Below are 25,159 nucleotides of genomic sequence, written 5' to 3' on the forward strand. Positions count from 1 at the left end.
CATACTTGCAGCGCCGCCACGCTTATTCGTCTGGATGGGCATTATACTCAATAAGCCTGCCGGCGTGTACTGCGGGACCCGGTGACGAAGGAGATCGACTGGACATGGCCACGGGCGATCGGGGAGAACTCGATTGGGACTGGCGCGGTGCGCGCCGTTGCGGCTAATCCGCCCTTCAGCGTCGCGATAAGGACACCGAATGACACCTCCGATCGACCCTCCGGTGCGCCCGGCCACGCCGGCGATCGCGGACTTGCGCCCATGAGCGCTTGCCGCGTGCTCCCCACGCGCTGGGTCGAGAAAGTCTGGGGCAGCACTGCCCTGCCTCCGCCGTTCGCGGCGAGTGGAGACCGGCGGATCGGAGAGATCTGGTTCGAGCCGCCGCCCGAAATCCCGAGCCTTCTGGTCAAGTACCTGTTTCCCAGCGACAAGCTGTCGGTTCAGGTCCATCCATCGGATGCAGATGCGCCCGAGGGAGCGCGCGGCAAGGACGAATGCTGGCTGGTGATCGACGCCCGGCCCGGGACGCGGCTGGCGGTCGGCTTCAACCGCGAGGTCGAGGCTGACGAGATGCGTGCGGCTGCGCTCGACGGTTCGATCGAAGGACTGCTCGAATGGCGCGAGGTCGCCGCCGGTGATTTCGTCTATCTGCCCGCGGGGACGGTCCATGCCATAGGCGCCGGCGTCACGCTGGTGGAGGTCCAGCAGAACTCCGATGTGACCTACCGGCTGTACGATTACGGTCGCTCGCGGGACCTGCATCTCGACCGCGCGGTCGCGGTGGCGGATACCGGCCCGCACCCGGACCGGTACCGCAGGCGGGTTTCGGAAACGGGGCACGCGGTTCTGGTCGAGGGACCGCATTTCCGGCTCGACCGTCTCCATGGCGCGGCCGACGACGCGGTTCGCTCCCGCTACGCGCAGCGGCCGCTCCTGGTGCTGCCTCTGGATCGTCCATTGAGGATCGGAGACCTCGTTGCCCCGCCGGGTACGTGCGCGATCGCCGACGATCTGGGTACGCTTGACCTGGCGCCGGGGCAGCGCGCGCTGATAACGCAGGCGTGCGAGTGAAGGTTTTGCGCTGCCTCTTCACGAGGGCTGACGGCGGTGCGGGTCGGCACGCCGGTCAAAACCAGAACCGGACTCCAACGACGTAATTCGTTATGCTCGGATCCTCGCCGGCGAGCCGGGCGTAGTCGGCGCTCCGGCCGAGCTTCCACTCCTGCTCGATCCCGACATAGGGCGCGAACTCGCGTGCTATTTCGTAGCGGAGCCGGAGGCCCAGTTCGACCGATTCAATACCCGCGCCGATGCCGAGTTCGGGCACGTTCTGGGCGGACAGATTCAGTTCCGCGCGAGGTTGCAGGACCAGGCGCTGCGTCACCCGTTGGTCGAGTTCCGCTTCGAGGCTCGCGGTCAGGTCACCCTTGGCTGAAAGAAACGCAGCGGCATCGATTTCGAACAGATATGGCGCAAGGCCCTGCACGCCGATAACCGCGTGGGTCCGCTCACGCCCCGCAAGGTCCTGGCGGACGCCCGCCTGCAGATCCCACCACGGTCCGATCGCGTGGCTCCACAGGGCCTGGACTTCGGCGGATTCGATTTCCTCGCCGAAACTGCCCTCCCCCTCGCTCTTGAACCACAGCTTGTCGATGTCGCCGCCGTAGTAGCCCTGCACGTCCCACAGGAACCCGTCGTCTCCCTGTCGGGCGCGATACTCCGCCCGATCGCCCTGGAACAAGAACCAGGTCATGCCCCCGTGCTCCCTGCGAAGCGCGTCGCGGGAGGCCCGCATCGCCTCGGAGCCCCAGATCGCATCGGCGGCGCGCGGCGGGCCCGACCCGGCGGCTGCCGGAGCAGGACCCTGCGGTATGGAGCCCATCCCGCTTGCCCCGTGGAGCATGGCCGAGTGGTCCATCTTCGAGTGGTCCATCGCGCCGTGATCCATGCCCGGATGGTCCATTTGCGCATGGCCGCCCGCGGTCGCGGGAGAGCCGGTAGAAGGAGCACAGCGATCCTCCGGCACAGGGTGACCCATGGCGCGGTGCCGGGCGGCTTCCTTCTCGCACTCGCTCTGAACTGCCGGAGCCGCGACAGGCATCGCATGGCCCGAATGGTCCTGCGCGGCGAGGGGGGCGGCGGCGCTCGCGAGGAGCAGGGCTGCGAGCATGCGCATCAATGTTCTCCCACCCGCTTGACATCGGGCTGGTCGCCCCGCGGCGCGACGGTGACGATCTGAAACATGCCCATGTGCATGTGGTAGAGCAGGTGGCAGTGGAAGGCCCAGTCGCCCTCCTCGTCCGCGGTCAGGTCGAACGTGGCGCTGCCGCCGGGCTGGACGATTACCGTATGCTTCTGCGGCTGGCGGTTGGCCGGCGCGCCGTTGACCAGCTCGAAGAAGTGCCCGTGCAGGTGGATCGGGTGCGCCATCATCGTGTCGTTCACCAGCTTGACGCGCACGCGCTCGTTGTAGGCGAAACGGATCGGCCGATCGCTGACAGCGGAGAACTTCTGTCCGTCGAACGACCACATGTAGCGTTCCATGTTGCCGGTCAGATGAATTTCCATCTGGCGCGACGGGCGCCGCAGGTCGTCGTTCGGCGCAAGCGCAACCAGGTCCCTGTAGGTCAGCACCTTGTGGGGGACCTTGTCGAGCCCGATGCCCGGATCGCCCATCCTGTCGACCGGGTTCATCGCCACCATGTCGAGCCCCGGGCCGACCTTCACGTCGGGCGGCAGCAGCGAGGTGTCGCGCATGTCCATGCCGGTCATGTCGTGGCCCGCCGGCTCGGGGATCGCGGTCGCCGAGGCGCCGGCGTGACCCATCGCCGCGTGATCTGCGCCTGCCGTGCCGCCGGCGCCGTGCTCGCCGTGCCCGTCGTGGGCAGCGCCGCCGTGGTCCATTCCCATGTCCGCCATCGTCAGCAGCGGCGGGTCGCGCAGCGCAGGCACGCTCGCCCGCGCTCCGGGGCGGGACGCGAGCATCGCCAGCGCCATGCCCGAGCGGTCCATGCTTTCCGCCACGATGGCGTGCGCTTCGGCGACCGGCTCGACGACGATGTCATACGTTTCCGCGGTGCCGATCTGGAACTCCTCGACCTCGACCGGGCGCACGTTCTGGCCGTCGGCGGCGACCACCCAGAAGCGTGTGCCCGGGATACGGACGTTGAAGAAGGTCATCGCGCTGCCGTTGATAATCCGCAGACGCACCCGCTCGCCCCGAGTGAAGAGGTACTCCAGACCCTCGTCCGGCCCGCGTCCATTGGCGAGATAGGTGTAGGTCGAACCTGTCACGTCGGCGATGTCGGTGGGCATCATGCGCATCTGCGCCCACATTCGCCGCTCCTCCCCCGTCAGCGGATAGTCGTCGGTCCAGGTGGTCTTCTGGTCGTTGAAGTATTCCTCGCCCTTCTTGAGCTTCGCCATGATCGCGTGCGGGTGAAGCGGCGTGAACTCGCTCAGCAGCAGGACATAATCGCGGTCCGCCTGGACCGGGTCGCTGCCGGCCGGCTCGACCACGATCGGCCCGTAGTGTCCTGCCTGCTCCTGCAAGCCGGAATGACTGTGCCACCAGTAGGTGCCGCTCTGCCGGATGGGCGGGATGTCGTATACGAAGGTCTCGCCGGGCCGGATGCCGGGGAAGCTGACGCCCGGAACGCCATCGAACTGGAACGGCAGCAACAGCCCGTGCCAGTGGATGGAGCTGTCCTCCCTGAGCGTGTTGGTCACCGCCAGCCGGACAGGCTGCCCTTCGCGCAGGCGCACGAGCGGGCCCGGAACGCTGCCGTTGACGGCCACGGCATGGCCGCGGCGCCCCTGAACGACGCGCGGTCCTTCGCCGATCGTCAGGGCGATGTCCCGGCCGGCCACCTCGTCGAAACCCGGGCGGATCACGCCGCCGTGAAGGTCCGCCCCGCGCGCCCAGGCTGGCAGCGCCAGCGCACCCGCGCCGAGCGTTCCGCCAGCCAACAGGCGGCGCCGTGAAACCATCAGATCCGACATGGCCCTTGCATCTCCTTCGGTCCGTGTCATATATACCCCCCAGGAGTATTGCAAGATACCCGATAAGGTATCTTTGGCCGAGGGAGGACTGAACGTGGCGACACCCGATAGTTCCCGGATCGTCAACCGGCTGCGCCGGATCGAAGGGCAGGTGCGCGGCGTGGCCCAGATGGTCGAGGACGACCGGTACTGCATCGACATCCTCAATCAGGTGCAGGCGGTGAAGGCCGCGCTCGGCCGCGCCGAGAGCGAGATTCTCAAGCGCCATGCCGCCTGCTGCGTGAGCGAGGCGATCGCGAGCGGCGATGCCGAGGAGCAGAAACGCAAGCTCGACGAGCTCGTCGACCTGTTCGAGAAGGCCAAGCGGTGAAGGCGCTTGTGCAACTGTTCGCCGCGCTGGCGGCGCTTGCCGTCGCCTTGCCCGCGCTGGCGCACGGTGACGAAAGGCACGGCGAGACGCCCCCGCGTTCAGTCGCTGCGACGCCCGCTGCCCACGGTGAAAAGGGCCATGACACGGCGACGATGAGCGGAGGCGCCGTTTCGAACGGCGCGCCCACGGGCCATGACACCGAACAGGTGCGCAGCGAGGGTTTTGCCGGCGTCCTCAGGAGCCTGCATCCGGCCACCGTCCACTTTCCTATCGCGCTCTTCCTGATGGCAGCCCTCACTGAGTTGTTCGTCATGGCCCGCCGCACGCCCGATCGCGAGGCGGCCGTCAGGATCATGATCTACGGGGGCGCCGCGGGCGCCCTCCTCGCCGCGCTGTTCGGGTGGATACACACCGGCCTGTGGCTCGGCGGCGACGTCACCATGCAGGCGCACCGCTGGACCGGCATGCTGATCGCGCTTCTCGGCGCGGCGGCAGCGTGGCTCGCGCACCGGCAGTCCGCTTCGCGCGCGGCGCTTCGCATCGTCCTGTTCCCCATCGCCGCGCTGCTCCTCGCCCAGGGATTCCTGGGAGGCGAACTCGCCCACGGCATCAATCACCTCAAGCTGTAAGGAACCGCCCATGTCGTCGAGCGCAGTCAGTCGTGCCGGAAAGTTGCTGCTGGTTCCCGCCATCATCGCGATGCTCGCGGGCTGCGACAGCCCCGCCGAGCAGGCTGCCGGAGATCCCCCGGCGGCAGAAGAGATAACAGCGGTCCCGGCACCTGAAACAGCCGCCGCAAGTACCGAGACGGAAACGGCCATGCCTGCCGCGCCTTCCACTGCCGCGAGCGCCAGACCCGCGGCTGCCCCCGACCCCGCGGCCACGAAGGCTGCTGCGCCGCGCGCTGCAGCCAAGCCGTCACCCGCGGCGACTGCGGCTCCGGCCACAGATCCTCACGCAGGACACGACATGTCGACCATGTCGGAAAAAGACATGAAGAAGATGGGACACTGATGACTATGCGAAAGACACCCTCTCGCCCCTTCCTGACGACGCTGAGCACGGTCCTGCTGGCCGCCTGCACCGGCGCGGCGCAGGCGGCCACCTATACGATGTACCGTGATCCGGGTTGCGGTTGCTGCCTCGCCTGGGCGGCGCACATGGAACAGGGCGAAAAGCACGAGGTAATCTCTGTCGATCATCCCGACATGGCCGCGGTGAAGGCGCAGCACGGCGTGCCCGAGGACCTGCGCTCGTGCCATACGATGATCGCGGGCCGATTTGTCATCGAGGGCCATGTACCCGCGACCGATGTCGAGCGACTTCTGGCCGAGGAGCCCGACTGGGTAGAAGGCCTCGCCGTCGCCGGAATGCCGCTGGGTTCGCCGGGCATGGAGGCAGGCGGACGGGTGCAGCCCTACCAGGTGATCGCCTTCGGGGACGGCCGGCGCGAGGTCTTTGCGTCTTATCCCTGATCCCCGATGCCCGCTCGTCCCGAGCCGAGGAGACACTCGATGAATTACTGCGACACGCACACGTCGCACGATGGCAAGGCCGAGGGGACCGCGATCGACCCGGTGTGCGGGATGAGCGTGACGATCGCCGACGCCGCCCACGTCGCCGAGCATGACGGCGCGGCCCATTACTTCTGTTCGGCCCGGTGCAAGGACAGGTTCGTCGCCGACCCCCGCCACTACCTGTCCGGCGCGCATCTTGACCAGGTCGAGGACCTGCCGGAGGGCGCCGTATATACCTGCCCGATGCATCCCGAGATCCGCCAGGTCGGTCCGGGGAGCTGCCCGATCTGCGGAATGGCGCTGGAACCCGAGACCGTAAGCCTCGACGACGGCCCTGACCCCGAACTCGTCGACATGTCCCGCCGTTTCCGGATCAGCGCGATCTTCACGCTGCCGCTGTTCGTCTACGCCATGGGCGACATGGTGCCGGGACTCCGGTTCGACCAGCTCGTCGAACCTGCCCGTGCGCAGTGGGTGCAGTTCGTCCTGGCAACCCCGGTGGTGCTCTGGGGCGGCTGGCCCTTTTTCGAACGGGCGTGGCAGTCGCTCCAGACCCGCAATCTCAACATGTTCACCCTGATCGGGTTCGGTGTCGCGATCGCCTACCTGTTCAGCCTGGTCGCGACGCTGCTGCCGGACGTCTTTCCGGCCACCTTTCGCGACCACTCTGGCAGGGTCGGGGTCTACTACGAGGCCGCCGCCGTCATCACCACGCTGGTGCTTCTGGGCCAGGTCCTCGAACTCAAGGCGCGCAGGTCGACCTCGAGCGCGCTGCGGGCGCTGCTCGAGCTCGCCCCGCCGACCGCAATCAAGATCTTCTCGGACGGGGACGAGCGTGAAGTGACGCTCGAGCAACTGGCGGCGGGGGACCTGCTGCGCGTCCGGCCGGGCGACAAGGTGCCGGTCGACGGCGAGATCACCGAAGGCGCTAGCACGATCGACGAATCGATGATCAGCGGCGAGCCGCTGCCGGCCGCCAAGGCCGCGGGCGATCTGGTGATCGGCGGGACGGTCAACCAGACCGGCGGGTTCGTGATGCGCGCAAGCGCTGTCGGCAAAGACACGATGCTCGCGAAGATCGTGCAGATGGTCGCCGAAGCACAGCGCAACCGCGCCCCGATCCAGCGCCTGGCCGACCGGGTCGCCGCATGGTTCGTCCCCGCCGTGGTGATCGTCGCGGTCGCTACCTTTATCGCCTGGGCCGTCTGGGGACCGTTCCCGGCGCTCGCCTATGCTCTCGTCAACGCGATCGCGGTCCTCATCATCGCGTGTCCATGCGCGCTCGGGCTGGCGACCCCGATGTCGATCATGACGGGGACCGGCAAGGGCGCCCAGCACGGCATCCTCATCCGCAATGCCGAAGCGCTCGAGACGCTGGAGAAGATCGATACGCTGGTGATCGACAAGACCGGTACAATCACGATGGGCAAGCCCGACCTGATGTCGGCAACCCCGCGCGAAGGGATCGAAGAGGTTGAATTCCTATCCGCTGTCGCCGCGGTCGAGGCGGGCAGCGAGCATCCGCTGGCTCACGCCATCGTCGAGGGCGCCAGGACGCGCGGTATCGCGGTCCGGTCCGCGACCAATCTCGCGTCGACCACCGGCGAGGGCGTCGAGGCGCAGGTCGGCGGGCGCCGGGTCGCGATTGGTAACGAGAAGCTGATGCGGCGGCTGGGCATCGACGACGAGGGCTGGCTTGGCTCTGCCGAAGCTACGCGCGCGCAAGGCCAGACGGTCATGTTCGTCGCTTTCGATTCCACGCCTGCGGGGCTGATCGCGGTCGCCGATCCGATCAAGCCGACGAGCGCGGCGGCGATCCGGGCCCTGCGCGCGCGGGGCATCGCGGTCGTCATGCTGACCGGCGACAGCCGCGCCACCGCCGAGGCCGTCGCGGGCCAGCTCGGCATCGAGGACATCGAGGCGAATGTCTCGCCCGAGGACAAGCATCGCCGGGTCGAGGCGCTGAAGGCTTCGGGCAAGCGAGTGGCCATGGCGGGCGACGGGATCAACGACGCCCCCGCCCTTGCCGCCGCCGACGTCGGCATTGCCATGGGCACCGGTACCGACGTCGCTATCGAAAGCGCGGACGTGACTCTCGTTCGCGGCGATCTTGCAGGCGTGCTCCAGGCCATCGTCCTGTCGCGGGCGACGATGCGCAACATTCGGCAGAACCTGTGGTTCGCGTTTGGCTACAACGCGCTGGGCATACCCGTCGCGGCGGGGGTCCTGTTCCCGGCGTTCGGCCTCTTGCTCAACCCGATGATCGCGGCGGCGGCGATGAGCTTTTCCTCGGTCTCGGTGATCGCCAACGCGCTGCGCCTTCGCGGATTGCGCCTTCCGGTCCTCGCGGCCCAGGTCAGACCGGCCTGAACGGCGAACGCCCTCGCCGGGGAACGGCACGGAGCGCGGGAACGACATTCGCCGGGAAGTGGATGCCCCGCAAGGATTCGAACCTTGATTGACGGAGTCAGAGTCCGCTCTCTTACCATTAGAGGACGGGGCATCATCGTGCTGCCGGCGGCGAGCCGCCTGGCGAGGGGGCGCACTTAGTTTCGCTTGGCGCGCGGGTCAAGGCCGAGTGCGCGCTTACCGCCGCGCGCGCCGCACCGTCCGGCTTGCCGCGCGCCCGCTCCGCCGCTAGCATCGGCGCCAGGTCCCCGCGTCATCTGGGTCACGTGGCGCGGGAGGAACAGAAAGTATTGAAAATGGCGGATCATTTTCCGCCGGACACACAAAGGAACACGGGAAGGAAGACTGGCGGCAACAGGGGCAGATCGTCCGGCAAGGTAGCCGATTTCCGCTACAAGCGCCCCTCGCAGTCTAACCTACCGAAGGCCGTGACCAGCGGTCGCCAGGCGAGTTCGCCCGATCGCACTGCGCGACGTCAGGCTTACGCTGCGCTCGACCTCGGCACCAACAACTGCCGGCTGCTGATCGCCCGCCCGGAAGGCGAGAACTTCACCGTCATCGACGCGTTCAGCCGGGTCGTGCGCCTCGGCGAGGGTCTCGCCGCCAGCGGCAGGTTGAGCGACGCGGCGATGGACCGCGCGCTGGGCGCACTCCACGTCTGCGCCGAGAAGCTGCGCCGCAGGAACGTATTCCTTGCCCGCTCGGTGGCGACCGAAGCGTGCCGCCGGGCCGCGAACGGCGAAGCGTTCATCGACCGCGTGCGCGCCGAAACGGGAATCGCGCTCGACATCATCTCGGCGCAGGAGGAGGCCCGCCTCGCCGTGCTGGGTTGCCACATCCTGCTCGAAAGCGGGCACGGTCCTGCGGTCATCTTCGATATCGGCGGCGGCTCGACCGAGCTCGTCCTGATCGAACCCGGCGAGACCGTGCCGCGCATCATCGACTGGGCCAGCGTCCCCTGGGGGGTTGTCTCGCTCACCGACACGGTCGGCCGCGACGAGGGTGCCCGCGAAGCCGATCGGATCGAGCGGTACCAGCGGATGCGGATGCTGGTCAGCGACAGCTTCGCGCCCTTTGCCGAGCGGGTCGCGGACGCATCGCGGGCCGACGACATTCGCCTTCTGGGAACGAGCGGGACGGTGACCACGCTCGCCAGTCTTCATCTCGAGCTGCCGCAATACGACCGCCGCGCGGTCGACGGGCTGATCGTGCCGTCCGAATCGATGCGCGGAATCACGGCGCGGCTGTCGGTGATGGCGCCCGAGGAGCGGCGGCAGCTGCCCTGCATCGGCAACGACCGGGCCGATCTTGTCGTGGCCGGCTGTGCCATCCTCGATTCGATCCTCGATATCTGGCCTGCCGAACGGCTCGGCGTCGCGGATCGCGGCATCCGCGAGGGAATCCTGCGCAGCCTGATGGCGGGCTTCCCCGCCCCGGCGGGCGACAAGTGAGGGCGGGCGCATGAGCCGGTCGGGCAAGGATCCCGGCAAGCGGGTGAAGACCGCGCGCGGACGCACCGCGTCATCGAACCGCTGGCTGTCGCGCCAGCTCAACGATCCCTACGTCAAGCAGGCCAAGGCCGAAGGGTACCGCAGCCGGGCGGCGTACAAGCTGATCGAACTCGACGAGAAATTCGCGGTGCTCAAGGGCGCGAAGCGGGTGGTCGACCTTGGCGTGGCCCCCGGCGGCTGGGCGCAGGTCGTCCGCAAGAAGCGGCCCCAGGCCGCGCTCGTCGGGATCGACCTTCTGCCAACCGAGCCGCTCGAGGGGGCGACCTTCCTCGAGATGGACTTCATGGCGGACCACGCTCCGGATGCGCTGGTGGAGGCGCTCGGCGGCAGGGCGGACCTGGTCCTGTCGGACATGGCGGCCAACACGGTCGGCCACAAGGCCACCGATCACTTGCGCACGATGGGCCTGGTGGAAGCGGCCGCGTGGTTCGCGGTGGAGAACCTGGAGCCGGGCGGCGGGTTCATCGCCAAGGTTTTCGCGGGCGGGACCGACGCCGACATCCTCGCGCTGCTGAAAAAGCACTTCCGGACCGTCAAGCACGCCAAGCCGCCAGCGAGCCGCAAGGACTCGAGCGAATGGTACGTGATCGCGCAGGGGTTCAAGGGAACGTAATCTCGCGCCGGCGATTGCCAGAGAGATCGACAGGGAGAGCGCTCGGCGCTGTTACCGTCTTCAAGATGGGTGCAAACGCGTCAGACCATCGGGACGACCAGTCAGGAGTCGCGCATGGAAGCCCGCCACGTCATCGCCTACGGCTTGATAATACTGCTGGCTCTCGCCGGCGCCGCCCTCGTCGCGCAATGGCGACACCGGTCTCGCGCGCATCGCCGCGCCATGCGGGGACGCGCGGGAGACTGATCGGAGATGGCTGCCGGACGCTTGCCGAGCGGCCGGCGGGGGCGGTCAGTTGACGACCGCCTTTTCCTTGCCGGCGACCGGCTGGTCCATGCCCATCGCGCCGGCGGCCTCGGGCGCCTCGGCCGGCTCGCCCTCGACCGCGCCGGGTCCGGCGCCCGGCGGCGTTTCGCCATCGGCACCCTCGACCGCCGCGGGAGCGGCGGGGGTCGGAAGCGCCGGTCCGCCGCCCTGCTCACGCATGTAAAGGATGATGTTCGCCCGGTCCTGCGCGTTCGACAGGCCCGCGAAGCTCATCTTCGTGCCGGCGGCGAACGCCTTGGGGCTCTTGAGCCAGGCGTCCATGTTCTCGTAGGTCCAGTCGCCGCCGTGACCCGACAGCGCGCTCGAGTACGCGAAGCCCGCCGCGTGCTTGCCGATCGGCTTGCCCAGCACGCCGTAGAGGTTGGGTCCCTGTTTGGCGCCGCCGCCCTGATCGAACGTGTGGCAGGTGCCGCAGCGGCCCTGCGCCGCCTTCTCGCCCGCGGCGGCATCGCCCGAGGCGAGCAGCGTCGCGAGGTCCGGACCCGATTCGCCGCCCTCGCCTTCCTCGACCACGCCCTCGATGGGATAGCCCATCTCGTGCGGGCGGTGGGGCTTGTCGGCCGTGAAGTACTTCGCGCTCACGCTCGACAGGCCGAGCGCGACGATGCCGGAGAACAGGACCCAGCCGGCGGCGGTATTGAAACGATCGTCCATGCGTGCAGTGATCCGCGATTAGGAGTGAACGTGCGGGTTTGCGCCGCGCTCTAGTCAGCGCGGCCACCGCGCGCAAGGGCCAGTTGGCCGGGGAAGTCGCTTGCCGCGTGAACTGCCCGCAGCTACGCGCCCGGCCGGAGACCCGGAAATGGCGATGAACAGTTTTCCCACCCCCGCGCGCGCCATGGTCGAGGCGATGCAGGCATCGGCCGCCGACGATCCCGCGCGCGCCGTGGCGTTCGCGGGCGCGCCGGGCGCGAACTCGCACCGCGCCGCGCTCGAGATGGTCCCGGGCTGTCTGCCGCTGCCGTGCTTCTCGTTCGAGGACGCTATCGACGCGGTAAAGGCGGGGCGCGCCGGCTGCGCGGCGATCCCGATCGAAAACAGCCAGCACGGCCGGGTGGCCGACATCCACTTCCTTCTGCCCGAAAGCGGGCTGAATATCGTCGGCGAGCATTTCCTGCGCATCAATCACGCGCTGATGGCACTCGGCGACGGCCCGTTCGAGGCGGTCTACAGCCACCCGCAGGCGCTCGGCCAGTCGCGTCATTACCTGCGCGAGCGGGGAATCGTGCCGCTGAGCTTTGCCGATACGGCGGCGGCTGCCGCCCATGTCGCCGAGCGGGGCGAGACCGCGATCGCCGCGATCGCACCCCCGCTCGCCGCCGAGCTCTACGGCCTGAAGATCGTCGAGACCGACGTGGAGGACGCGCCCGACAACACCACGCGGTTCCTCCTGCTCGCCTCCGATGCGCTGGACCCGGCGAGCATCGGCAGGACCGCGATCACGACGTTCGTGTTCGAGGTCAAGAACGTGCCCGCCGCGCTCTACAAGGCGATGGGGGGGTTCGCGACGAACGGCGTCAACATGACCAAGCTCGAAAGCTACCAGGCGGGCGCGAGCTTTTCCGCAACGATGTTTTACGCCGACATCATCGGCGCGCCGGGCGAAGCGGCGGTCGACCGGGCGCTCGAGGAACTCGCGTTCCATTGCAAGGAATTGCGCATGCTCGGGACATACCCGCAGGAGCGTGCGCGCGGCTAGTTGCGCGGCCCTGTGCGGCATGTCACGACGCCATCCGTGACGGCATCGGTTCCCGGGGGCGCGGCCAGTCCTGGCGACGCGGCGAGCGCCTGGGTGGCGGTGCGCGCTGACGAGGCAATCCAGTACGCCCCGGTTCTCGCCCCCCGGGCTGCGCCGCCCGAGCCGCCGGGCTGGCTGGACGCGATCTTTCGCGCGCTTGGCGCACTGCTCGAACCGGTCGGCCGCGCGCTGGGCCTGAGCTGGCCCGTATTCAAGTGGGTGCTGCTCGCGGTGGGCGCGGCCCTGGTGGCCCTGCTCGTCTGGCGCATGGTCGCGCCGCTCGTCTTCTGGCGGCCGGGGTCCGGTTCCGGCAGCGAGGACGAGCCGGGATGGGTGCCGGGATCGGGTGCCGCACTCGCACTGCTCGACGACGCCGACGGACTCGCCGCGCAAGGGCGATTCGACGAGGCGGTCCACCTGCTGCTCCTGCGCAGCGTCGGCCAGATCGTCGCGGCGCGTCCCGACCTCGTCGAGCCGGCGACGACCGCGCGCGAGCTGGCTTCGATTTCGGAGCTGCCGGATGCCGCGCGCGCCGCGTTCGGCACCATCGCGAACCGGGTCGAGCAGAGCATCTTCGCGCTGCGTTCGCTCGGCCCGGACGACTGGCAGGCCGCCCGCGCCGCCTATGCCGACTTCGCGCTCGCCCCGCTGGCGGGGTCCGCGCGATGACGTCCGCGTTCAATCCGCGTACCGTTCTCGGGCTGCTCCTTTTGGGCGCGGGGACTTTCCTCGCGCTCCTCTGGTTGATCGGCAGGGGCGATACCGGGCCGGGTGTCGACAACGGCGAGGCCCACGCCGCGGCCCACGGATTGACAGGATACGCCGGACTGGCCGACATGCTCGACCGGCAGGGATACGTGGTGTCGCGCTCGCGTTCGCAGGGCCGCCTCGACGACGAGGCACTGCTGGTACTGACGCCCCCTGCAGGGACAGATGCGGACGACCTCGCAAGGATCATCGAGGATCGCCGTTATGCCGGACCGACCCTGGTGATCCTTCCCAAATGGTTCGCGATGCGGCTTCCCGCATCGGACACAGGCGCGAAGAAGGGCTGGGTCCGCCTCGTCGCCGCATCGGCCCCGGGGTTTGCCGGGGATTTCGAAGACGAGCTTGCAATGACGCCCAGGGTTGCGGCGCTTACCGCTGGACCGGCCGACTGGCAGGGTCTCGGCCTATCGGGCGCCCTGCCCGATCGCACGAAGGTGCTCGGTCTCGAAGACGGCCCCTGGGCAAGTCTCGTGCGCGATTCCACGGGGCGCGATCTTGTCGCCTATGCCGACGATCGCGGCTGTTACCCGGTGCTCGACGTGGCGGCAGGGTTCGATCCGCCCGACGAGAATGACTGCGAGCCGAGCAAGTGGAGCGTCATCGTCGCGTTCGAACCGGACCTGTTCAACAATTACGGTCTGGCCGACCGGGACCGCGCGCTGCTCGCAGCGAAAATCGTCGAGCTCGCGCGCGAGGGCCGGGACCTGCCGATCGTCTTCGACCTCACGCTCGCCGGCCTCTCTGGGCAGCGCAACCTGCTCACGCTGGCCTTCGCGCCGCCGTTTCTGGCGGCGACGCTCTGCCTGCTTATGGCGCTCGCGATTGTCGGTTGGCGCGCGTTCGGGCGCTTCGGCCCGCCGGTGGCGGAAAGCCGCACGATCGCGTTCGGCAAGACTCAGCTCGCCGCGAATTCGGCCGGCTTTCTGCGCCGGAGCGGACGGGTGCACCTGCTTACCGAACCTTATGCCGCCATGATCGCCCGCCGGCTGGCCGGCACACTCGGTCTGCGCAGTGCCGACCCCCAGGCGATCGACTCCGAGCTCGCGCGCCGCGCGCCGGGCGCGCCGGCCTATTCGGCGCTTGCCGCACGGCTGGGGGCCGCGCGCGGGCCGAACGAGACGCTGCGCGCCGCGCTCGCACTCCACACACTCGAAAGGACTGTCCGCCCATGACCATGACCCTCGACGATATCCGCACGCTCGCCGCCGCGATTCGCGGCGAGGTGGGCAAGGCGATCGTCGGCCAGGACGAAATCGTCGAGCACCTCACCGTCGCACTCCTGGCCGAAGGTCATGTCCTGCTCGAAGGGCCGCCGGGGACCGCCAAGACGTTCATTGCGCAATGCTTCGCGGGTGCGCTCGGACTCCAGTTCGGGCGGATCCAGTTCACCCCGGACCTGCTGCCGGGCGACATCCTGGGATCGAACCTGTTCGACTTCCAGACGAGCACGTTCACCCTCAGCCGCGGGCCGATATTCTGCGACCTTCTCCTCGCCGACGAGATCAACCGGACCCCGCCCAAGACGCAGGCGGCGCTGCTCGAGGCGATGCAGGAGCGCATGGTGACGCTCGACGGAGAAACCCACGCGTTGCCTCCGCGATTCATGGTCGTCGCGACACAGAATCCGATCGAGAGCCAGGGCGTCTACCCCCTCCCCGAAGCCCAGCTCGACCGGTTCCTGTTCAAGCTGGTGATACCGTATCCTTCGCCTAGCGAAGAAGCCGCGATCGTCACGCGATTCGGCCGCCGCCAGGGGCCGCCGCGTCCGGCCGACTTCGCGATTGAACGCGTTGCCGACCCGGACCGGCTGTCCGCAGCGTCGGCCGCGCTCGAGCAGGTGACGGTCGCCGAGGGCATCGTCGACTATGTCGTGCGGCTCGTACGGGCCACGCGCGAGAGCGCCGACCTTTCGACCGGCGCTTCTCCGCGCGCGGCGGTCGCGCTGGCAGGCGCAGCCCGCGCCCGGGCCGCGCTCGAGGGACGCGACTACGTCGTGCCCGACGACGTCAAGGCACTCGCCACCGCGGTCCTGCGCCACCGCCTCATCCTCAGCCCCGCGGCGGAGATCGAGGGGCGGCTGGTGGAGGATCTCGTCGCCGAGCTCGTCGAGCGGACCGAAGCGCCGCGGTGATGCTGGCGTGATCGTCCCCACCGCCCGCACCGCCTGGCTGGCGGCGTTGGCCGCGCCGGTGGCGCTGCTGATTGCCGCGTCGGCGCCGGCTGCGTGGGCCGTTGCGCCTGCGGCGGGCACGATGCTCCTTCTTGCGGTGCTGCTCGATGCGGCGATGGCGGGGCGGCTCGCCGGGTGGCGCGTGGTCGTCCCCCCCTATGCCGAGGTTGGCGAGCCGATCGCGATCCGCGTATTCGCCGATGTCTCCGGCGGCGCACGGGGAGGATCGGTAGAGGCCGTTCTCGCGCTCGATACGCGCCTCGCCGTCCACGGACGCGCAGCGATGCGCCTGGCGCCCTCGGGCGGGGCGTGGCAGGGCGATGTTTCGGTCACGCCCCACCGCCGAGGTACCGGAACGCTCGAGCGGCTGTGGCTGCGCTGGAGCGGCCCGCTCGGCCTCGGCGCCCGGCAGGTCTCGCATCCGCTGGATGAGGCGATCCGCATCTCGCCCGACCTGTCGCCGGTGCGCAGCCCCGCGCTCCGGCATTCCCTGCGCAATGCGGCGTTCGGGATCGTCGCCCGCCGGATCCGCGGCGAGGGGACCCAGTTCGAGGCGCTGAGCGAATACCATCCCGGTATGGACCGGCGTCGGATCGACTGGAAATCGAGTGCGCGGCACACCCGGCTGTTCGCACGCGAGAACGAGGCCGAACGCAACAACCAGATCGTCTTCGCGTTCGATTGCGGACTGGCGATGTGCGAACCGGTCGACGGCCTGCCGCGCATCGACCGCGCGGTATCGGCCGCGCTTGCCGCTGCATGGGTGGCGATCAAGGGCGGCGACCGGGTGAGCCTGTTCGGCTTTGCCCGCCGGCCCGAGGTGATGACACCCTTTTACGGAGAGACCCGCGCATTCCACCGCCTGCAGTCGGCCGCAGCCGAGCTCGATTACCATGCCGAGGAGCCGAACTTCACGCTCGTGCTGGCGACGCTTGCCGCGCGGCTGAAGCGCCGCAGCCTCGTCGTGCTGTTCTCCGACTTCACAGACCCGACCAGCGCCGAACTGATGGTGGAGAGCCTCGGCCGGGTGGCTGAAAAGCATCGCGTGCTGTTCGTCACGATTGAAGACAGCGAGTTGACCGCGCTGCAAGGCGCCGAGCCAAACGACGTCGACACGCTCGCCACCGCGGTTGCCGCCGACACGCTGGCGCGCCAGCGTGCGATCGTGCTCCAGCGGGTGCGCCAGCTCGGCATAGACGTGATCGAGGCGCCCTGGGACGCGATCGGCTATCGCCTGATCGACCGCTATCTCGACGTGAAACGCACGGGAGAGATCGGGTGAGCGGCTTCGCGCAGGGCCTGGCAGGTATCGAAGCCGCGGTTTTGCGGTCGGACCGGTTCCGGCTCGCGCGCGAACACGACTGGACCCGGCTCGAACGGATCGTGACCGCGATGGAAAAGGGCCGTCTACGGAGACTTCCGGACGAGGACGTGCTGGCGCTACCGGCGCTCTACCGTACCGCCGCCTCGAGCCTAGCGGTCGCGCGCGAAACCTCGCTCGACGCGGCCACCCTCGCCTATCTCGAGGGGCTCGTGCGGCGAGCCTGGTACCAGGTGTACGGCCCGCGGCAGGGATTCGCACGGTGGTTCGCGGGCTTTCTCGGTGGCGGACTGTCCGCGGCGGTGCGCGGCATCTGGCTCGACATCTGCATCGCGCTTGCAGTGATGGTGGCCGGGCTGGTTTCCGGCTGGCTGCTCGTGAGCGGTGACGAGGAGTGGTACTGGACGCTGGTTCCCGACCAGTTCGCCGATACCCGGGTCCCCGGGGCGAGCCGCGAGGTACTGCTGAAGGCGCTGGGTACCGAGGAGACCGCGGCGGGCCTCACCGGGTTCGCGGCATTCCTTTTCCAGAACAACGCCGGGGTCGCGATCCTTGCGTTCGCGCTGGGCTTCGCTTTCGGGATCCCTACGCTGATGCTGCTGCTGCGCGAGATGGCCACGCTGGGCGCGATGCTGTGGCTATTCTCCACCCGCGATCTCACGATCGACTTCGTCGCGTGGCTCTCGGTCCACGGTACGACCGAACTGTTCGCGATCCTCCTTGCCGGGGCCGCGGGCCTTCACGTGGGACGGGCGATGGCATTTCCCGGCGACCGCACGATCATGGCGGCGACCGCGGCGGCGGGACGGCGCGCGGCGACGGTGATGGTGGGGGTCGTCATGATGCTGGTGGTCGCCGCAATCCTCGAGGCGTTCCCGCGCCAGCTCGTCGGCGAGACATGGGAGCGGTTGACGATCGGCGGCGCAATGCTCGCTGGCTGGCTCGCCTATTTCTTCGCCCTTCGCCCCGGTCCCGCGGGAACCTCGGCATGACCGCCGCTGCGTTCACGCCCTATGATGCTAAGCGACGGCGCGTCGTCGTCACGCCCGAGGGGATCGCGCTGCCGTTCGTCATCGCGACGCGCGGCGCGCGCTTCGGCGCGCTGATGCTCGACTACCTCATCCTGCTCTTCTCGACGATCGCGGTCACCCTCATGTTCGTCTGGGTCGCGGGAGGGGTTTCAACGTTAGCGGGGACGGGGATCGACGGAAGCGGCGCGGATGAATTCCTGCAGGTCGCGTGGACCCTGTTCTGGTTCCTCGCGTGGAACGGGTACTTCCTCGCCTTCGAACTGGGACCGCGCGGCGCGACGCCCGGCAAGCGGATCGTCGGCATCCGGGTCGCCGCGCGGCCCGATGCCAGCGGCGGCGGCCAGCGACTGACCGCCGAAGGGGTGATCGCGCGCAACCTCCTGCGCGACATCGAGCTGTTTCTGCCGCTGGTCTTTTTGCTGGTCGCCCCCACCGGCGAAACCGGTGCGGCCGGCTGGGCCGGTCTTGCGTGGCTGCTGATCTTCACTCTCTTCCCGTTCTTCAACCGCGATGCGCTGCGCGCGGGCGATCTGGTCGCCGGGACCTGGGTCGTCGAGGCGCCGCGCGCGAAGCTCGACCGCGTGCTCTCGTCCGCGACCGGAGCGCGGGGTGCCAGCACGGTGACGGGCACGACCTACCGGTTCTCGGACCGCGAACTCTCGGTCTACGGCGAGCACGAGTTGCAGACGCTCGAGAGGGTCCTGCGGGACGACCTGGCCGAAGCGATCGCGTCGGTCCACGAAGCGATATGCCGAAAGATCGGATGGCATCCCGGCACGGGTGACGAGCGCGCCTTTCTCGAGGCCTATTACGCCCAGCTGCGGGCGCGGCTCGAGGGCGGAATGCGGTTCGGCAAGCGAAAGGCGGACAAGTTCAGCGACTGAACCTGCCCGCCCCTCCCGTCCGCGGCTTGGCGGATCCGGCTATTTCTTCCATTCCATCTTGCGCAGGAGCATCGACCCCACGACCTCGCGGTACGACGCGCGGCCGGCCGATTCCTCCTGCAGCTTCTGCTCGGTCCGCTTGTACCGGGCCATCATAACCTGCCGGCGCCGTTCGGCCTCGGCGTTGTCGACGAATTTCGGGAAGTACCGGACGATGTACAGGTCCGGTTCGCCCTTGCGGGGAAACTCGTTGATGAGGATCTCGTAGCGGGTGTTCCAGCCCTGCGAGACGAAATAATCCTCGTTCGCGCGCCACTCGCCCGCCAGCCATTGCGCGTACTTGAGCGATGCACCGTCGGAGATGTCGATGCCCGTCACTTCGACATAATCGCCGCCGTCGAACGGCCAGGGGTCGGCCTGCGCCGCTGCTGCCTGTGGCAGGGCAAAGGCTAGACAAGCGGCGGCCGAGGCCGCCAGGATCTTCGATTTCATGTGCATTCCCCTCGTTCGGCTCCGCCAGGTACGGCGGGGCTCCATATGGCAGGGGAGTCGGGCGACCCATATGCGACCTCGTTATTGAGCCAGCCCCCGAGCGGACTATACGCTAGGCCTTTCAAAGAACTGGAGTCAACTGGCCTTGCCTTAGCAGGTCCGCGCGGGCAGATCGGACCAATGCCCGCCTATCGCATCGTCCGCGACGACCTGACGCAGCCCACGGTACTGGCGCTCCTCCAACTGCATCTCGACGAGATGAGCCGGTGGTCGCCGGCCGAGAAGGTCCACGCGATGCCAGCCGAGCGCCTGCGCGCGGACGACGTCACGTTCTTTTCCGCGTGGGACGGCGATACCGTAGCCTCGGTCGGTGCCCTGCGCGATCTCGGCGCCGGGCGTGGCGAATTGAAGTCGATGCGCTCTGCGCCCGAGTATCGCGGCAGGGGCGCCGGCAGGGCCATGCTTGGCCGGCTTCTGGAGGAAGCGGTCGCGCGGGGGATGACCTGGCTCGGCCTCGAGACCGGCCGACCGGCGCCCTTCCGGGACGCGCAGGCCCTCTATGCTGCGAACGGCTTCGTCGAGTGCGCGCCTTTCGGCGATTACGTTTCCGACGATTTCAGCATGTGCATGGAACGCCGTCTGTGACCTTCGACCGCCGCGGGTGCCTCGCAGGAACCGCCGCGCTCGCTATCGGCGCATGTGTTCCGCTCGATACCTCGACGGGCGGCCGGCTCGCGGCAAAGCTGCGGGTGATCGAGGCCGGGCTCGGGGGTGAACTGGGAGCAGCATTCCTTGATCCGGCGCAGCGCGCCGCGCTGGGCCACCGGCAGGATGAGCGGTTCGCGTTATGCTCGACGTTCAAGACCACGCTCGCCGCGCTCGTTCTCGCGCTCGACAGCGATGGCCGGCTCGATGCGGACCCCCTCGTCCGCTGGAGCGCGGCCGACCTGCTGTCCTACGCACCCTTTGCGCGCGAGCGCCTCGCAAGCGGAGCCACGGTTCGCGAACTGGCCCGCGCGGCGCAGGTCCTGTCCGACAACACTGCGGCGAACCTGCTGCTCGAACGGGTAGGCGGCCCGCGGGCGGTCACGCAATTCTGGCGCGAGCTCGGCGACCAGGTCAGCCGGCTCGACCGGATCGAGCCGGATCTCAACTTCGTTCCAAGCGGGACCGCGCAGGACACGACGACCCCTGCCGCCATGGCCCGGACGCTGCACGCGCTGGTGACCGCCGGACCGCTCGACGCGTCTCGCCGCGGGATCCTGCGCGAGTGGATGCGCGAGACCGCAACGGGGCTCAGGCGGGTCCGGGCGGGCCTGCCCGACGGCTGGGAAGCGGGCGACAAGACCGGCAACTCGGGCGACTGGCCGGGCATGGGATACACGCGGTGCGATATCGGCTACCTCGCGGCGCCGACGGGCGATGTCGTGACCTTTGCGGTTTATCACCGCGCGCCCATGCTCGCGCCGCCTCCGCCCCAGGCAGTCGATGCAGCTTTTGCCGAAATCGGCCGCACGCTCACGGCGTGGGTGCGCGATACTTACCGGGTCACTCCCGCCTGAAGACGCACCGTCGGGTCGGATGAGGCCGCCCGCGTCACTCGTCGGCGAAGATGGCAACCTCGCTCAGGCCTTCGGCGGTTGCCCGGCCCCGGTACATGCCCGGCGTGTTCATTGCGAAAACCGGCATGCCCGATGGGCTCACCACGATCACCCCGCCGTCGCCGCCCATTTCGCCGACCTCGGCCATCACCCCGTCGACGATGCGCTGCAGGACGTCCGTGGTCAGCGGGACCTCCTCTGTTTCGCCGTTCAGGGTCAGCTTGCGCGCCGCCTTCACCCGCTCGCAAATCGTGTGCGCAACCGCGACCCGGATGAAGTATTCACCCGAACCCGTCGCGCTCACGGCGCAGGCGGCATCGTCGGCATAGGTGCCTGCCCCGATGACCGGGCTGTCGCCTATCCTGCCCCAACGCTTGCCGGTCATCCCGCCGGTCGATGTTCCGGCGGCGAGGTGCCCGGCCCCGTCGCGCGCGACCGCGCCGACAGTGCCGTACTTGAACTCGACGTCGAGCGCAGAGAGGTTCTCGCTCTTGAGCCGTTCGAGCTGTTCGCGCCGCTGCGGGGTCGCGAACCAGTCAGGCGAGACGATCTCGAGATCGCGATCGCGCGCGAATTCCTCCGCCCCCCTGCCCGACAGCATGACATGGCGTCCGTCATCCATCACCGCGCGGGCCAGGAGGATCGGGTGGCGCACGACGTGGATTCCGGCGACAGCCCCCGCCTTGCGGCCGTTTCCGTCCATGATCGATGCGTCGAGCTCGTTGATCCCGTCCCACGTAAACACCGCGCCGCGGCCGGCGTTGAACTTCGGGTCGTCCTCGAGGATCGTGATTGCGGCAGTCACCGCGTCCACCGCCGCGCCGCCGCCTTCCAGCACCTTGCTCCCGGCATCGAGCGCGCGCTGCAACGCGGCCTTGTATTCGGCTTGCTGCTCGGGCGTCATGCGGGCGCGCTCGAGCACGCCGGCGCCGCCATGGATGGCGAAGCTCCAGCCCGGCTCGCCAGAAGGTTCGTGCGCGGGGGCAGGGGTGGCGATCGTCATGGCGAGACCCAGAATGGCAAGGAGTTGCAGCCGCATTTCAGTCCGATAGGCCGATCAGAATGCGAAGTCGACGGTCGCGCCGCCGCCCGTACTGCCGCCCCATGGAACGACCGCGACGCGCCTGCCGGCGAGCGGGCGGGTGAGGAGCAGGCCCGATGCCGTTCCAATCGCCGCGCCGGCGGCGACATCGTACCAACGGTGCTTACGCGCCTCGACCCGCGCGGCGCCGACGAACGTCGCGAGCACGAAGGCGGGTATGCCCTCGCCCGACCCCCGCCGCTCGTAGATCGACGCGGCGGCCGCGAACGAGGCGGCGGTATGCCCGGAGGGAAAGCTGCGATCGTCGCTGCCATCGGGACGCATACTGGGGAAGGCATCCTTAAGACCGGAGGCCACGGCATAGGCGGCGCCCACCGACATGCCCGCCTGCAGCGCGCCCCTGGCATCGCCGGTCGCCGCCGGCACGCCCGCCGACCAGACACCGAGCGCGACCGCGCCGAGGTCGCTGGCCCTGTCCCACCCTGCTTCCGAGGCGGTGGCCGGGACGGAAAGGGCGAGAAACGCAGCGGCAAAAACGGGTGTGGTGGTACGCACGAACGCTTCTGTAGCATCGGCCGTGCTGGGGGAAAGCCCGCCCGCGCGTCAGGTTATCCACCGCCCGATTTCGCGATTTACCCTACGACATGATAGGCTTGTGTCTCGGCACTGAAGGGGAGAGCGGTGTTATGCAGATGGGGAATTATCGTTTCGACGAAGAGCTTGCGATGGAGATCGGCGAAAAGCTGCTCTGGGCGCTGCTCATACTCGCGGTTACCTGGGCGCTGGCGAAGGCGGCCAAGTGGGCTTTCGCCAAGCTCGTCGACAACGTCGCGTTCTTCCGGCGCGGCACCGGCACCGGGGCGAGCCTCGGCGAATCGCTGGGCAAGATCGTCGCGTTGCTGATCTGGCTGTTCGGCCTTCTCGCCATCCTCCAGGTGTTCCAGCTCGGCGGGGTGATGAGCCCGGTGCAGACGTTGCTCAACAACGTCATGGACTTCATCCCGAACCTGATCGGGGCGGGCCTCATCTTCTTCATCGGCCTGATGGTCGCCAAGATCGTCCGCGACCTGGTGGTGACCTCGCTCCAGACCGTGGACTTCGACAAGTGGGCCAACCGCGGCGGGGTCGACACGATGACCGGGAACACGACGATCAGCACCACGATCGGGACGGTCGTCTACGCGCTTATCGTCATCCTGGTGTCGATCTTCGCGCTGGACGTACTCCAGCTCGAGAGCGTGTCGGAACCGGCGAGCGACATGCTGCGGCTGATCTTCGACGCGATCCCCCGGATCATCGGCGCCGCGTTGCTGCTCGGCATCGGCTACCTGATCAGCAAGTTCGTGGTGCAGTTGCTCAAGGAAGTGATCGGCGGCCTCGGCGTCGACCGGGCGATCGGCGCGACCGAGCTGCTCCCTGACGGGACGACCGCGACCGACGTGATCGCCCGCGTGGCGCAGATCGCTATCGTGCTGTTCTTCGCCATTGCCGCCACGCGGCTGCTCGGTTTTCCCGAGTTGACCGCGATCCTCGATGAGGTGCTCGAGCTCGCCGGCCGGGTGGTGTTCGGTGCAGTCGTGATCGCGGTCGGTTTCCTGATCGCGCGGCTGCTCGTCCGGATGATTTCGGGGGCCGGCGAGGAAAGCCTGGCCGGGACGATCGTGAAGTGGGCGACGATCTTCGTGTTCACCTTCATGGGATTGAGCTTCATGCAGGTCGGCGACGAGATCGTGCGGATATTCTTCAGCGCGCTGGTCATCGGCGGCGCGGTGGCGGCGGCGCTGGCCTTCGGCCTCGGCGGGCGCGACTGGGCTGGCCGCAAGCTTGAGGAATGGGACGGTCGCGCGCGCAGCGGGCGCGGCGATCCGCCGACGATCTGACTTCAACACGCACGGAAAACAACCTACGGGGCGCAGGGTCATGATCCTGCGCCCCGCTTCCGTTTCCGACGTCGACGCCCTGGTCGACCTGAGCCGCGCCAGCTTCACCGACGCCTTCGGGCATCTTTACGCGCCGGCCGACCTCGCGTCCTTCCTCAAAGAACACCGTTCCCGCGGGCGGATTGCCGAGCAGGTGGAGGGGCCCGACATCGAGGTGACCCTGGCGGAAGAAAATGGCGACCTGCTCGGCTACGCCATTGTCTATTTCGGGCAGGGCTTCGACGAGCGCCCCGAGCCGCAACCGGCACGCCCCGCTCTACTCAGCCAGCTTTACTGCACCCGCGCCGCCACGGGTCGAGGCATCGGCGCAGCGCTGATGGATGCCCTGCTTCAGCGGGCGCGCGCCCGCGGCTGCGACGCGGTCCAGCTATCGGTGTACAGCGAGAACTTCGGAGCCCAACGATTCTACGCTCGCTACGGGTTCGAAAAGGTGGCCGACATCGACTTCTGGGTCGGCAACCATCGCGACGATGAGTTTCTCTACGAGCTCGCGCTTTAGGCGGAAGCGAGCGCCGGTCCCGATTTGCCCATCCGCGCCCTGGCCGTTCGCTCGGCGTGGAAGAAGGCGACCACCATCAGGAACGTAAGGTTGATGAAGGCGAACTCGCCCCCGTCCTCCAGCCACGCCTGGAATTCGGTCTGCGCTACTGTGTGCGGTCCCCAGGTGACCATCATGTCCACGAAGACCCCGAATACCGCCGCGCAGCCGATGCCGAAGGCGATGAACAGGCTGCGCACCGCCGCGCGCGGCTGTGCACCCAGCAGGGCGGTGGCGAGGCCGAGCAGCCACAATCCGCCGACTCCGGCGAAGAACGCCATCTCGCCAACGTTGTTGGGCTGGACAGGGGAGTTTGCAGGAAGCGGTATCAGCGGGGCGATCCAGTGCCCGAACTTCTCGTGAACCTCGAGCGCGTTGTCGAATGTGAGCCAGGCCATCATGACCGCGTTGGCAAGGTAGGCCACCGCGCCCGTCCGCCGCCACATCACGAAAAGCATCACCGCGCACGCGCTCGTGAGCGAGTATTCGAGGTACTCGCCGAACCCGTGATCCTGCGAGATGAAGAGTTGGACCGGCAGCGCCGCCCCCGTCGCGTCGCCATAATGCGCCGCCGCATCCATCCCCACGATCACGCCTGCATAGGGCCAGATCCACAGGATCGCGGTACGCACGGCAGGACTGGCGAGCACCTCGCGCAACTCTGCGTGCGCTTCTCCCGCCAACGAAACGATCCACCCGACGAGACTTCGCAGCATAACCGTCGTTTCCTTCGATATACGTGAGAATGCTTACCCCAATTCGCCGAGTGTGTCGGTTTACCCGCTTGCTGAAATCCGCATCGGTCCCCAAGCGGGACACCTTGCCGGGCAACCCGACCCGCAATCCGCACCGAATCCCTCCGGCCGCGACCCTCATTGCCCGACG

General features: G+C 68.4%; 27 protein-coding genes and 1 tRNA gene. 20 read left to right on the top strand and 8 right to left on the bottom strand.

What is annotated here, in order from left to right:
• Positions 1–261 precede the first annotated feature (261 nt).
• Positions 262–1,071, top strand: a complete 810-nt coding sequence (locus tag ACPV3N_RS06020; RefSeq protein ID WP_440115709.1) for a class I mannose-6-phosphate isomerase — start codon at positions 262–264, stop codon at positions 1,069–1,071.
• 55 nt (positions 1,072–1,126) lie between these two features.
• Here the strand turns inward: ACPV3N_RS06020 and ACPV3N_RS06025 are convergent, their stop codons facing one another.
• Together ACPV3N_RS06025 and ACPV3N_RS06030 are read right to left on the bottom strand one after the other, a co-directional pair.
• Complete coding sequence (locus ACPV3N_RS06025) at positions 1,127–2,176, bottom strand: copper resistance protein B (RefSeq protein WP_440115711.1); 1,050 nt, start codon at positions 2,174–2,176, stop codon at positions 1,127–1,129.
• Positions 2,176–4,002 carry a copper resistance system multicopper oxidase gene (locus ACPV3N_RS06030; RefSeq protein ID WP_440115713.1) on the bottom strand — a complete coding sequence of 609 codons (1,827 nt, stop codon included), beginning with the start codon at positions 4,000–4,002 and terminating at the stop codon, positions 2,176–2,178. Before ACPV3N_RS06030 ends, ACPV3N_RS06025 begins: the two co-directional genes overlap by 1 nt.
• Before the next feature lie 94 nt (positions 4,003–4,096).
• Between ACPV3N_RS06030 and ACPV3N_RS06035 the strand changes: the two genes are divergently transcribed.
• The 5 genes from ACPV3N_RS06035 to ACPV3N_RS06055 are packed head-to-tail and all read left to right on the top strand — an operon-like array spanning position 4,097 to position 8,259.
• Entirely contained in the window at positions 4,097–4,372 is a 276-nt protein-coding gene (locus tag ACPV3N_RS06035) for a metal-sensitive transcriptional regulator (protein ID WP_440115715.1), read from the top strand.
• Positions 4,369–5,001, top strand: a complete 633-nt coding sequence (locus ACPV3N_RS06040; protein ID WP_440115717.1) for a DUF2231 domain-containing protein — start codon at positions 4,369–4,371, stop codon at positions 4,999–5,001. The genes ACPV3N_RS06035 and ACPV3N_RS06040 overlap by 4 nt, the downstream gene beginning before the upstream one ends.
• Before the next feature lie 10 nt (positions 5,002–5,011).
• Positions 5,012–5,386, top strand: a complete 375-nt coding sequence (locus tag ACPV3N_RS06045) for a hypothetical protein (protein WP_440115719.1) — start codon at positions 5,012–5,014, stop codon at positions 5,384–5,386.
• Entirely contained in the window at positions 5,386–5,847 is a 462-nt protein-coding gene (locus tag ACPV3N_RS06050; RefSeq protein WP_440115721.1) for a DUF411 domain-containing protein, read from the top strand. The genes ACPV3N_RS06045 and ACPV3N_RS06050 overlap by 1 nt, the downstream gene beginning before the upstream one ends.
• Before the next feature lie 39 nt (positions 5,848–5,886).
• Positions 5,887–8,259: a heavy metal translocating P-type ATPase gene (locus ACPV3N_RS06055; RefSeq protein WP_440115723.1), complete on the top strand. Its 2,373-nt coding sequence runs from the start codon at positions 5,887–5,889 to the stop codon at positions 8,257–8,259.
• Positions 8,260–8,318: 59 nt separating this feature from the next.
• Here ACPV3N_RS06055 and ACPV3N_RS06060 read toward each other — a convergent pair.
• A tRNA-Gln gene (locus tag ACPV3N_RS06060) sits at positions 8,319–8,392 on the bottom strand.
• Between the two features lie 202 nt (positions 8,393–8,594).
• Between ACPV3N_RS06060 and ACPV3N_RS06065 the strand changes: the two genes are divergently transcribed.
• The 3 genes from ACPV3N_RS06065 (at position 8,595) to ACPV3N_RS06075 (ending at position 10,668) form a co-directional block, all read left to right on the top strand.
• On the top strand, positions 8,595–9,749 hold the full coding sequence (locus tag ACPV3N_RS06065) for a Ppx/GppA phosphatase family protein (RefSeq protein ID WP_440115725.1): 1,155 nt from the start codon (positions 8,595–8,597) through the stop codon (positions 9,747–9,749).
• A 10-nt stretch (positions 9,750–9,759) separates the two neighbouring features.
• Positions 9,760–10,422: an RlmE family RNA methyltransferase gene (locus ACPV3N_RS06070; RefSeq protein ID WP_440115727.1), complete on the top strand. Its 663-nt coding sequence runs from the start codon at positions 9,760–9,762 to the stop codon at positions 10,420–10,422.
• Between the two features lie 114 nt (positions 10,423–10,536).
• The gene (locus ACPV3N_RS06075) at positions 10,537–10,668 is read left to right on the top strand and encodes a hypothetical protein (RefSeq protein ID WP_440115729.1); all 132 of its coding nucleotides are present in this window, start codon (positions 10,537–10,539) and stop codon (positions 10,666–10,668) included.
• Between the two features lie 45 nt (positions 10,669–10,713).
• On the opposite strand, the gene ACPV3N_RS06080 is transcribed toward ACPV3N_RS06075, so the two are convergent.
• Complete coding sequence (locus tag ACPV3N_RS06080) at positions 10,714–11,403, bottom strand: c-type cytochrome (protein ID WP_440115731.1); 690 nt, start codon at positions 11,401–11,403, stop codon at positions 10,714–10,716.
• 154 nt (positions 11,404–11,557) lie between these two features.
• On the opposite strand from ACPV3N_RS06080, the gene ACPV3N_RS06085 reads away from it, so the two are divergent.
• From ACPV3N_RS06085 to ACPV3N_RS06115, 7 genes are read left to right on the top strand one after another with little or no spacing between them, the layout of a single operon-like run.
• The gene (locus ACPV3N_RS06085) at positions 11,558–12,448 is read left to right on the top strand and encodes a prephenate dehydratase (RefSeq protein ID WP_440115733.1); all 891 of its coding nucleotides are present in this window, start codon (positions 11,558–11,560) and stop codon (positions 12,446–12,448) included.
• A 36-nt stretch (positions 12,449–12,484) separates the two neighbouring features.
• On the top strand, positions 12,485–13,156 hold the full coding sequence (locus ACPV3N_RS06090) for a hypothetical protein (RefSeq protein ID WP_440115735.1): 672 nt from the start codon (positions 12,485–12,487) through the stop codon (positions 13,154–13,156).
• Entirely contained in the window at positions 13,153–14,427 is a 1,275-nt protein-coding gene (locus tag ACPV3N_RS06095) for a DUF4350 domain-containing protein (RefSeq protein WP_440115737.1), read from the top strand. The genes ACPV3N_RS06090 and ACPV3N_RS06095 overlap by 4 nt, the downstream gene beginning before the upstream one ends.
• Positions 14,424–15,386, top strand: a complete 963-nt coding sequence (locus ACPV3N_RS06100) for an AAA family ATPase (protein ID WP_440115739.1) — start codon at positions 14,424–14,426, stop codon at positions 15,384–15,386. Before ACPV3N_RS06095 ends, ACPV3N_RS06100 begins: the two co-directional genes overlap by 4 nt.
• A gap of 7 nt (positions 15,387–15,393) precedes the next feature.
• Positions 15,394–16,707: a DUF58 domain-containing protein gene (locus ACPV3N_RS06105; protein WP_440115741.1), complete on the top strand. Its 1,314-nt coding sequence runs from the start codon at positions 15,394–15,396 to the stop codon at positions 16,705–16,707.
• A complete protein-coding gene (locus ACPV3N_RS06110; protein WP_440115743.1) occupies positions 16,704–17,738 on the top strand; it encodes a stage II sporulation protein M in 1,035 nt (344 codons plus the stop codon). Before ACPV3N_RS06105 ends, ACPV3N_RS06110 begins: the two co-directional genes overlap by 4 nt.
• Positions 17,735–18,661: an RDD family protein gene (locus ACPV3N_RS06115; protein WP_440115745.1), complete on the top strand. Its 927-nt coding sequence runs from the start codon at positions 17,735–17,737 to the stop codon at positions 18,659–18,661. Before ACPV3N_RS06110 ends, ACPV3N_RS06115 begins: the two co-directional genes overlap by 4 nt.
• A 39-nt stretch (positions 18,662–18,700) precedes the next feature.
• Here the strand turns inward: ACPV3N_RS06115 and ACPV3N_RS06120 are convergent, their stop codons facing one another.
• Positions 18,701–19,153, bottom strand: a complete 453-nt coding sequence (locus ACPV3N_RS06120) for a hypothetical protein (protein ID WP_440115747.1) — start codon at positions 19,151–19,153, stop codon at positions 18,701–18,703.
• Between the two features lie 180 nt (positions 19,154–19,333).
• On the opposite strand from ACPV3N_RS06120, the gene ACPV3N_RS06125 reads away from it, so the two are divergent.
• Both ACPV3N_RS06125 and bla read left to right on the top strand, forming a co-directional pair.
• Complete coding sequence (locus tag ACPV3N_RS06125; RefSeq protein WP_440115749.1) at positions 19,334–19,798, top strand: GNAT family N-acetyltransferase; 465 nt, start codon at positions 19,334–19,336, stop codon at positions 19,796–19,798.
• Complete coding sequence (gene bla, locus ACPV3N_RS06130) at positions 19,795–20,715, top strand: class A beta-lactamase (protein ID WP_440115751.1); 921 nt, start codon at positions 19,795–19,797, stop codon at positions 20,713–20,715. Before ACPV3N_RS06125 ends, bla begins: the two co-directional genes overlap by 4 nt.
• Before the next feature lie 34 nt (positions 20,716–20,749).
• Here bla and ACPV3N_RS06135 read toward each other — a convergent pair whose 3' ends face one another.
• Complete coding sequence (locus ACPV3N_RS06135) at positions 20,750–21,793, bottom strand: isoaspartyl peptidase/L-asparaginase family protein (protein WP_440115753.1); 1,044 nt, start codon at positions 21,791–21,793, stop codon at positions 20,750–20,752.
• Positions 21,794–21,811: 18 nt separating this feature from the next.
• The gene (locus ACPV3N_RS06140) at positions 21,812–22,351 is read right to left on the bottom strand and encodes a phosphatase PAP2 family protein (protein ID WP_440115755.1); all 540 of its coding nucleotides are present in this window, start codon (positions 22,349–22,351) and stop codon (positions 21,812–21,814) included.
• A gap of 131 nt (positions 22,352–22,482) precedes the next feature.
• On the opposite strand from ACPV3N_RS06140, the gene ACPV3N_RS06145 reads away from it, so the two are divergent.
• Together ACPV3N_RS06145 and ACPV3N_RS06150 are read left to right on the top strand one after the other, a co-directional pair.
• Positions 22,483–23,676 carry a mechanosensitive ion channel gene (locus ACPV3N_RS06145; RefSeq protein WP_440115757.1) on the top strand — a complete coding sequence of 398 codons (1,194 nt, stop codon included), beginning with the start codon at positions 22,483–22,485 and terminating at the stop codon, positions 23,674–23,676.
• A gap of 40 nt (positions 23,677–23,716) precedes the next feature.
• Positions 23,717–24,235: a GNAT family N-acetyltransferase gene (locus ACPV3N_RS06150; RefSeq protein ID WP_440115759.1), complete on the top strand. Its 519-nt coding sequence runs from the start codon at positions 23,717–23,719 to the stop codon at positions 24,233–24,235.
• Here the strand turns inward: ACPV3N_RS06150 and ACPV3N_RS06155 are convergent.
• Positions 24,232–24,990: a hypothetical protein gene (locus ACPV3N_RS06155; RefSeq protein WP_440115761.1), complete on the bottom strand. Its 759-nt coding sequence runs from the start codon at positions 24,988–24,990 to the stop codon at positions 24,232–24,234. The genes ACPV3N_RS06150 and ACPV3N_RS06155 overlap by 4 nt on opposite strands.
• Between the last annotated feature and the right edge of the window lie 169 nt (positions 24,991–25,159).

Source organism: Tsuneonella sediminis, assembly GCF_051912845.1.
GTDB classification, from domain to species: domain Bacteria; phylum Pseudomonadota; class Alphaproteobacteria; order Sphingomonadales; family Sphingomonadaceae; genus Tsuneonella; species Tsuneonella sediminis.

What these genes read in the sequence shown, in the direction of transcription:
- ACPV3N_RS06120 (WP_440115747.1), bottom strand. Translation starts at nt 19,153, where the DNA reads ATGAAATCGAAGATCCTGGCGGCCTCGGCCGCCGCTTGTCTAGCCTTT.
- ACPV3N_RS06115 (WP_440115745.1), top strand. Translation starts at nt 17,735, where the DNA reads ATGACCGCCGCTGCGTTCACGCCCTATGATGCTAAGCGACGGCGCGTC.
- ACPV3N_RS06025 (WP_440115711.1), bottom strand. Translation starts at nt 2,176, where the DNA reads ATGCGCATGCTCGCAGCCCTGCTCCTCGCGAGCGCCGCCGCCCCCCTC.
- ACPV3N_RS06070 (WP_440115727.1), top strand. Translation starts at nt 9,760, where the DNA reads ATGAGCCGGTCGGGCAAGGATCCCGGCAAGCGGGTGAAGACCGCGCGC.
- ACPV3N_RS06045 (WP_440115719.1), top strand. Translation starts at nt 5,012, where the DNA reads ATGTCGTCGAGCGCAGTCAGTCGTGCCGGAAAGTTGCTGCTGGTTCCC.
- ACPV3N_RS06050 (WP_440115721.1), top strand. Translation starts at nt 5,386, where the DNA reads ATGACTATGCGAAAGACACCCTCTCGCCCCTTCCTGACGACGCTGAGC.
- ACPV3N_RS06100 (WP_440115739.1), top strand. Translation starts at nt 14,424, where the DNA reads ATGACCATGACCCTCGACGATATCCGCACGCTCGCCGCCGCGATTCGC.
- ACPV3N_RS06125 (WP_440115749.1), top strand. Translation starts at nt 19,334, where the DNA reads ATGCCCGCCTATCGCATCGTCCGCGACGACCTGACGCAGCCCACGGTA.
- ACPV3N_RS06075 (WP_440115729.1), top strand. Translation starts at nt 10,537, where the DNA reads ATGGAAGCCCGCCACGTCATCGCCTACGGCTTGATAATACTGCTGGCT.
- ACPV3N_RS06145 (WP_440115757.1), top strand. Translation starts at nt 22,483, where the DNA reads ATGCAGATGGGGAATTATCGTTTCGACGAAGAGCTTGCGATGGAGATC.
- ACPV3N_RS06020 (WP_440115709.1), top strand. Translation starts at nt 262, where the DNA reads ATGAGCGCTTGCCGCGTGCTCCCCACGCGCTGGGTCGAGAAAGTCTGG.
- ACPV3N_RS06150 (WP_440115759.1), top strand. Translation starts at nt 23,717, where the DNA reads ATGATCCTGCGCCCCGCTTCCGTTTCCGACGTCGACGCCCTGGTCGAC.
- ACPV3N_RS06085 (WP_440115733.1), top strand. Translation starts at nt 11,558, where the DNA reads ATGAACAGTTTTCCCACCCCCGCGCGCGCCATGGTCGAGGCGATGCAG.
- ACPV3N_RS06055 (WP_440115723.1), top strand. Translation starts at nt 5,887, where the DNA reads ATGAATTACTGCGACACGCACACGTCGCACGATGGCAAGGCCGAGGGG.
- ACPV3N_RS06030 (WP_440115713.1), bottom strand. Translation starts at nt 4,002, where the DNA reads ATGTCGGATCTGATGGTTTCACGGCGCCGCCTGTTGGCTGGCGGAACG.
- ACPV3N_RS06095 (WP_440115737.1), top strand. Translation starts at nt 13,153, where the DNA reads ATGACGTCCGCGTTCAATCCGCGTACCGTTCTCGGGCTGCTCCTTTTG.
- ACPV3N_RS06065 (WP_440115725.1), top strand. Translation starts at nt 8,595, where the DNA reads ATGGCGGATCATTTTCCGCCGGACACACAAAGGAACACGGGAAGGAAG.
- ACPV3N_RS06155 (WP_440115761.1), bottom strand. Translation starts at nt 24,990, where the DNA reads ATGCTGCGAAGTCTCGTCGGGTGGATCGTTTCGTTGGCGGGAGAAGCG.
- ACPV3N_RS06080 (WP_440115731.1), bottom strand. Translation starts at nt 11,403, where the DNA reads ATGGACGATCGTTTCAATACCGCCGCCGGCTGGGTCCTGTTCTCCGGC.
- ACPV3N_RS06135 (WP_440115753.1), bottom strand. Translation starts at nt 21,793, where the DNA reads ATGCGGCTGCAACTCCTTGCCATTCTGGGTCTCGCCATGACGATCGCC.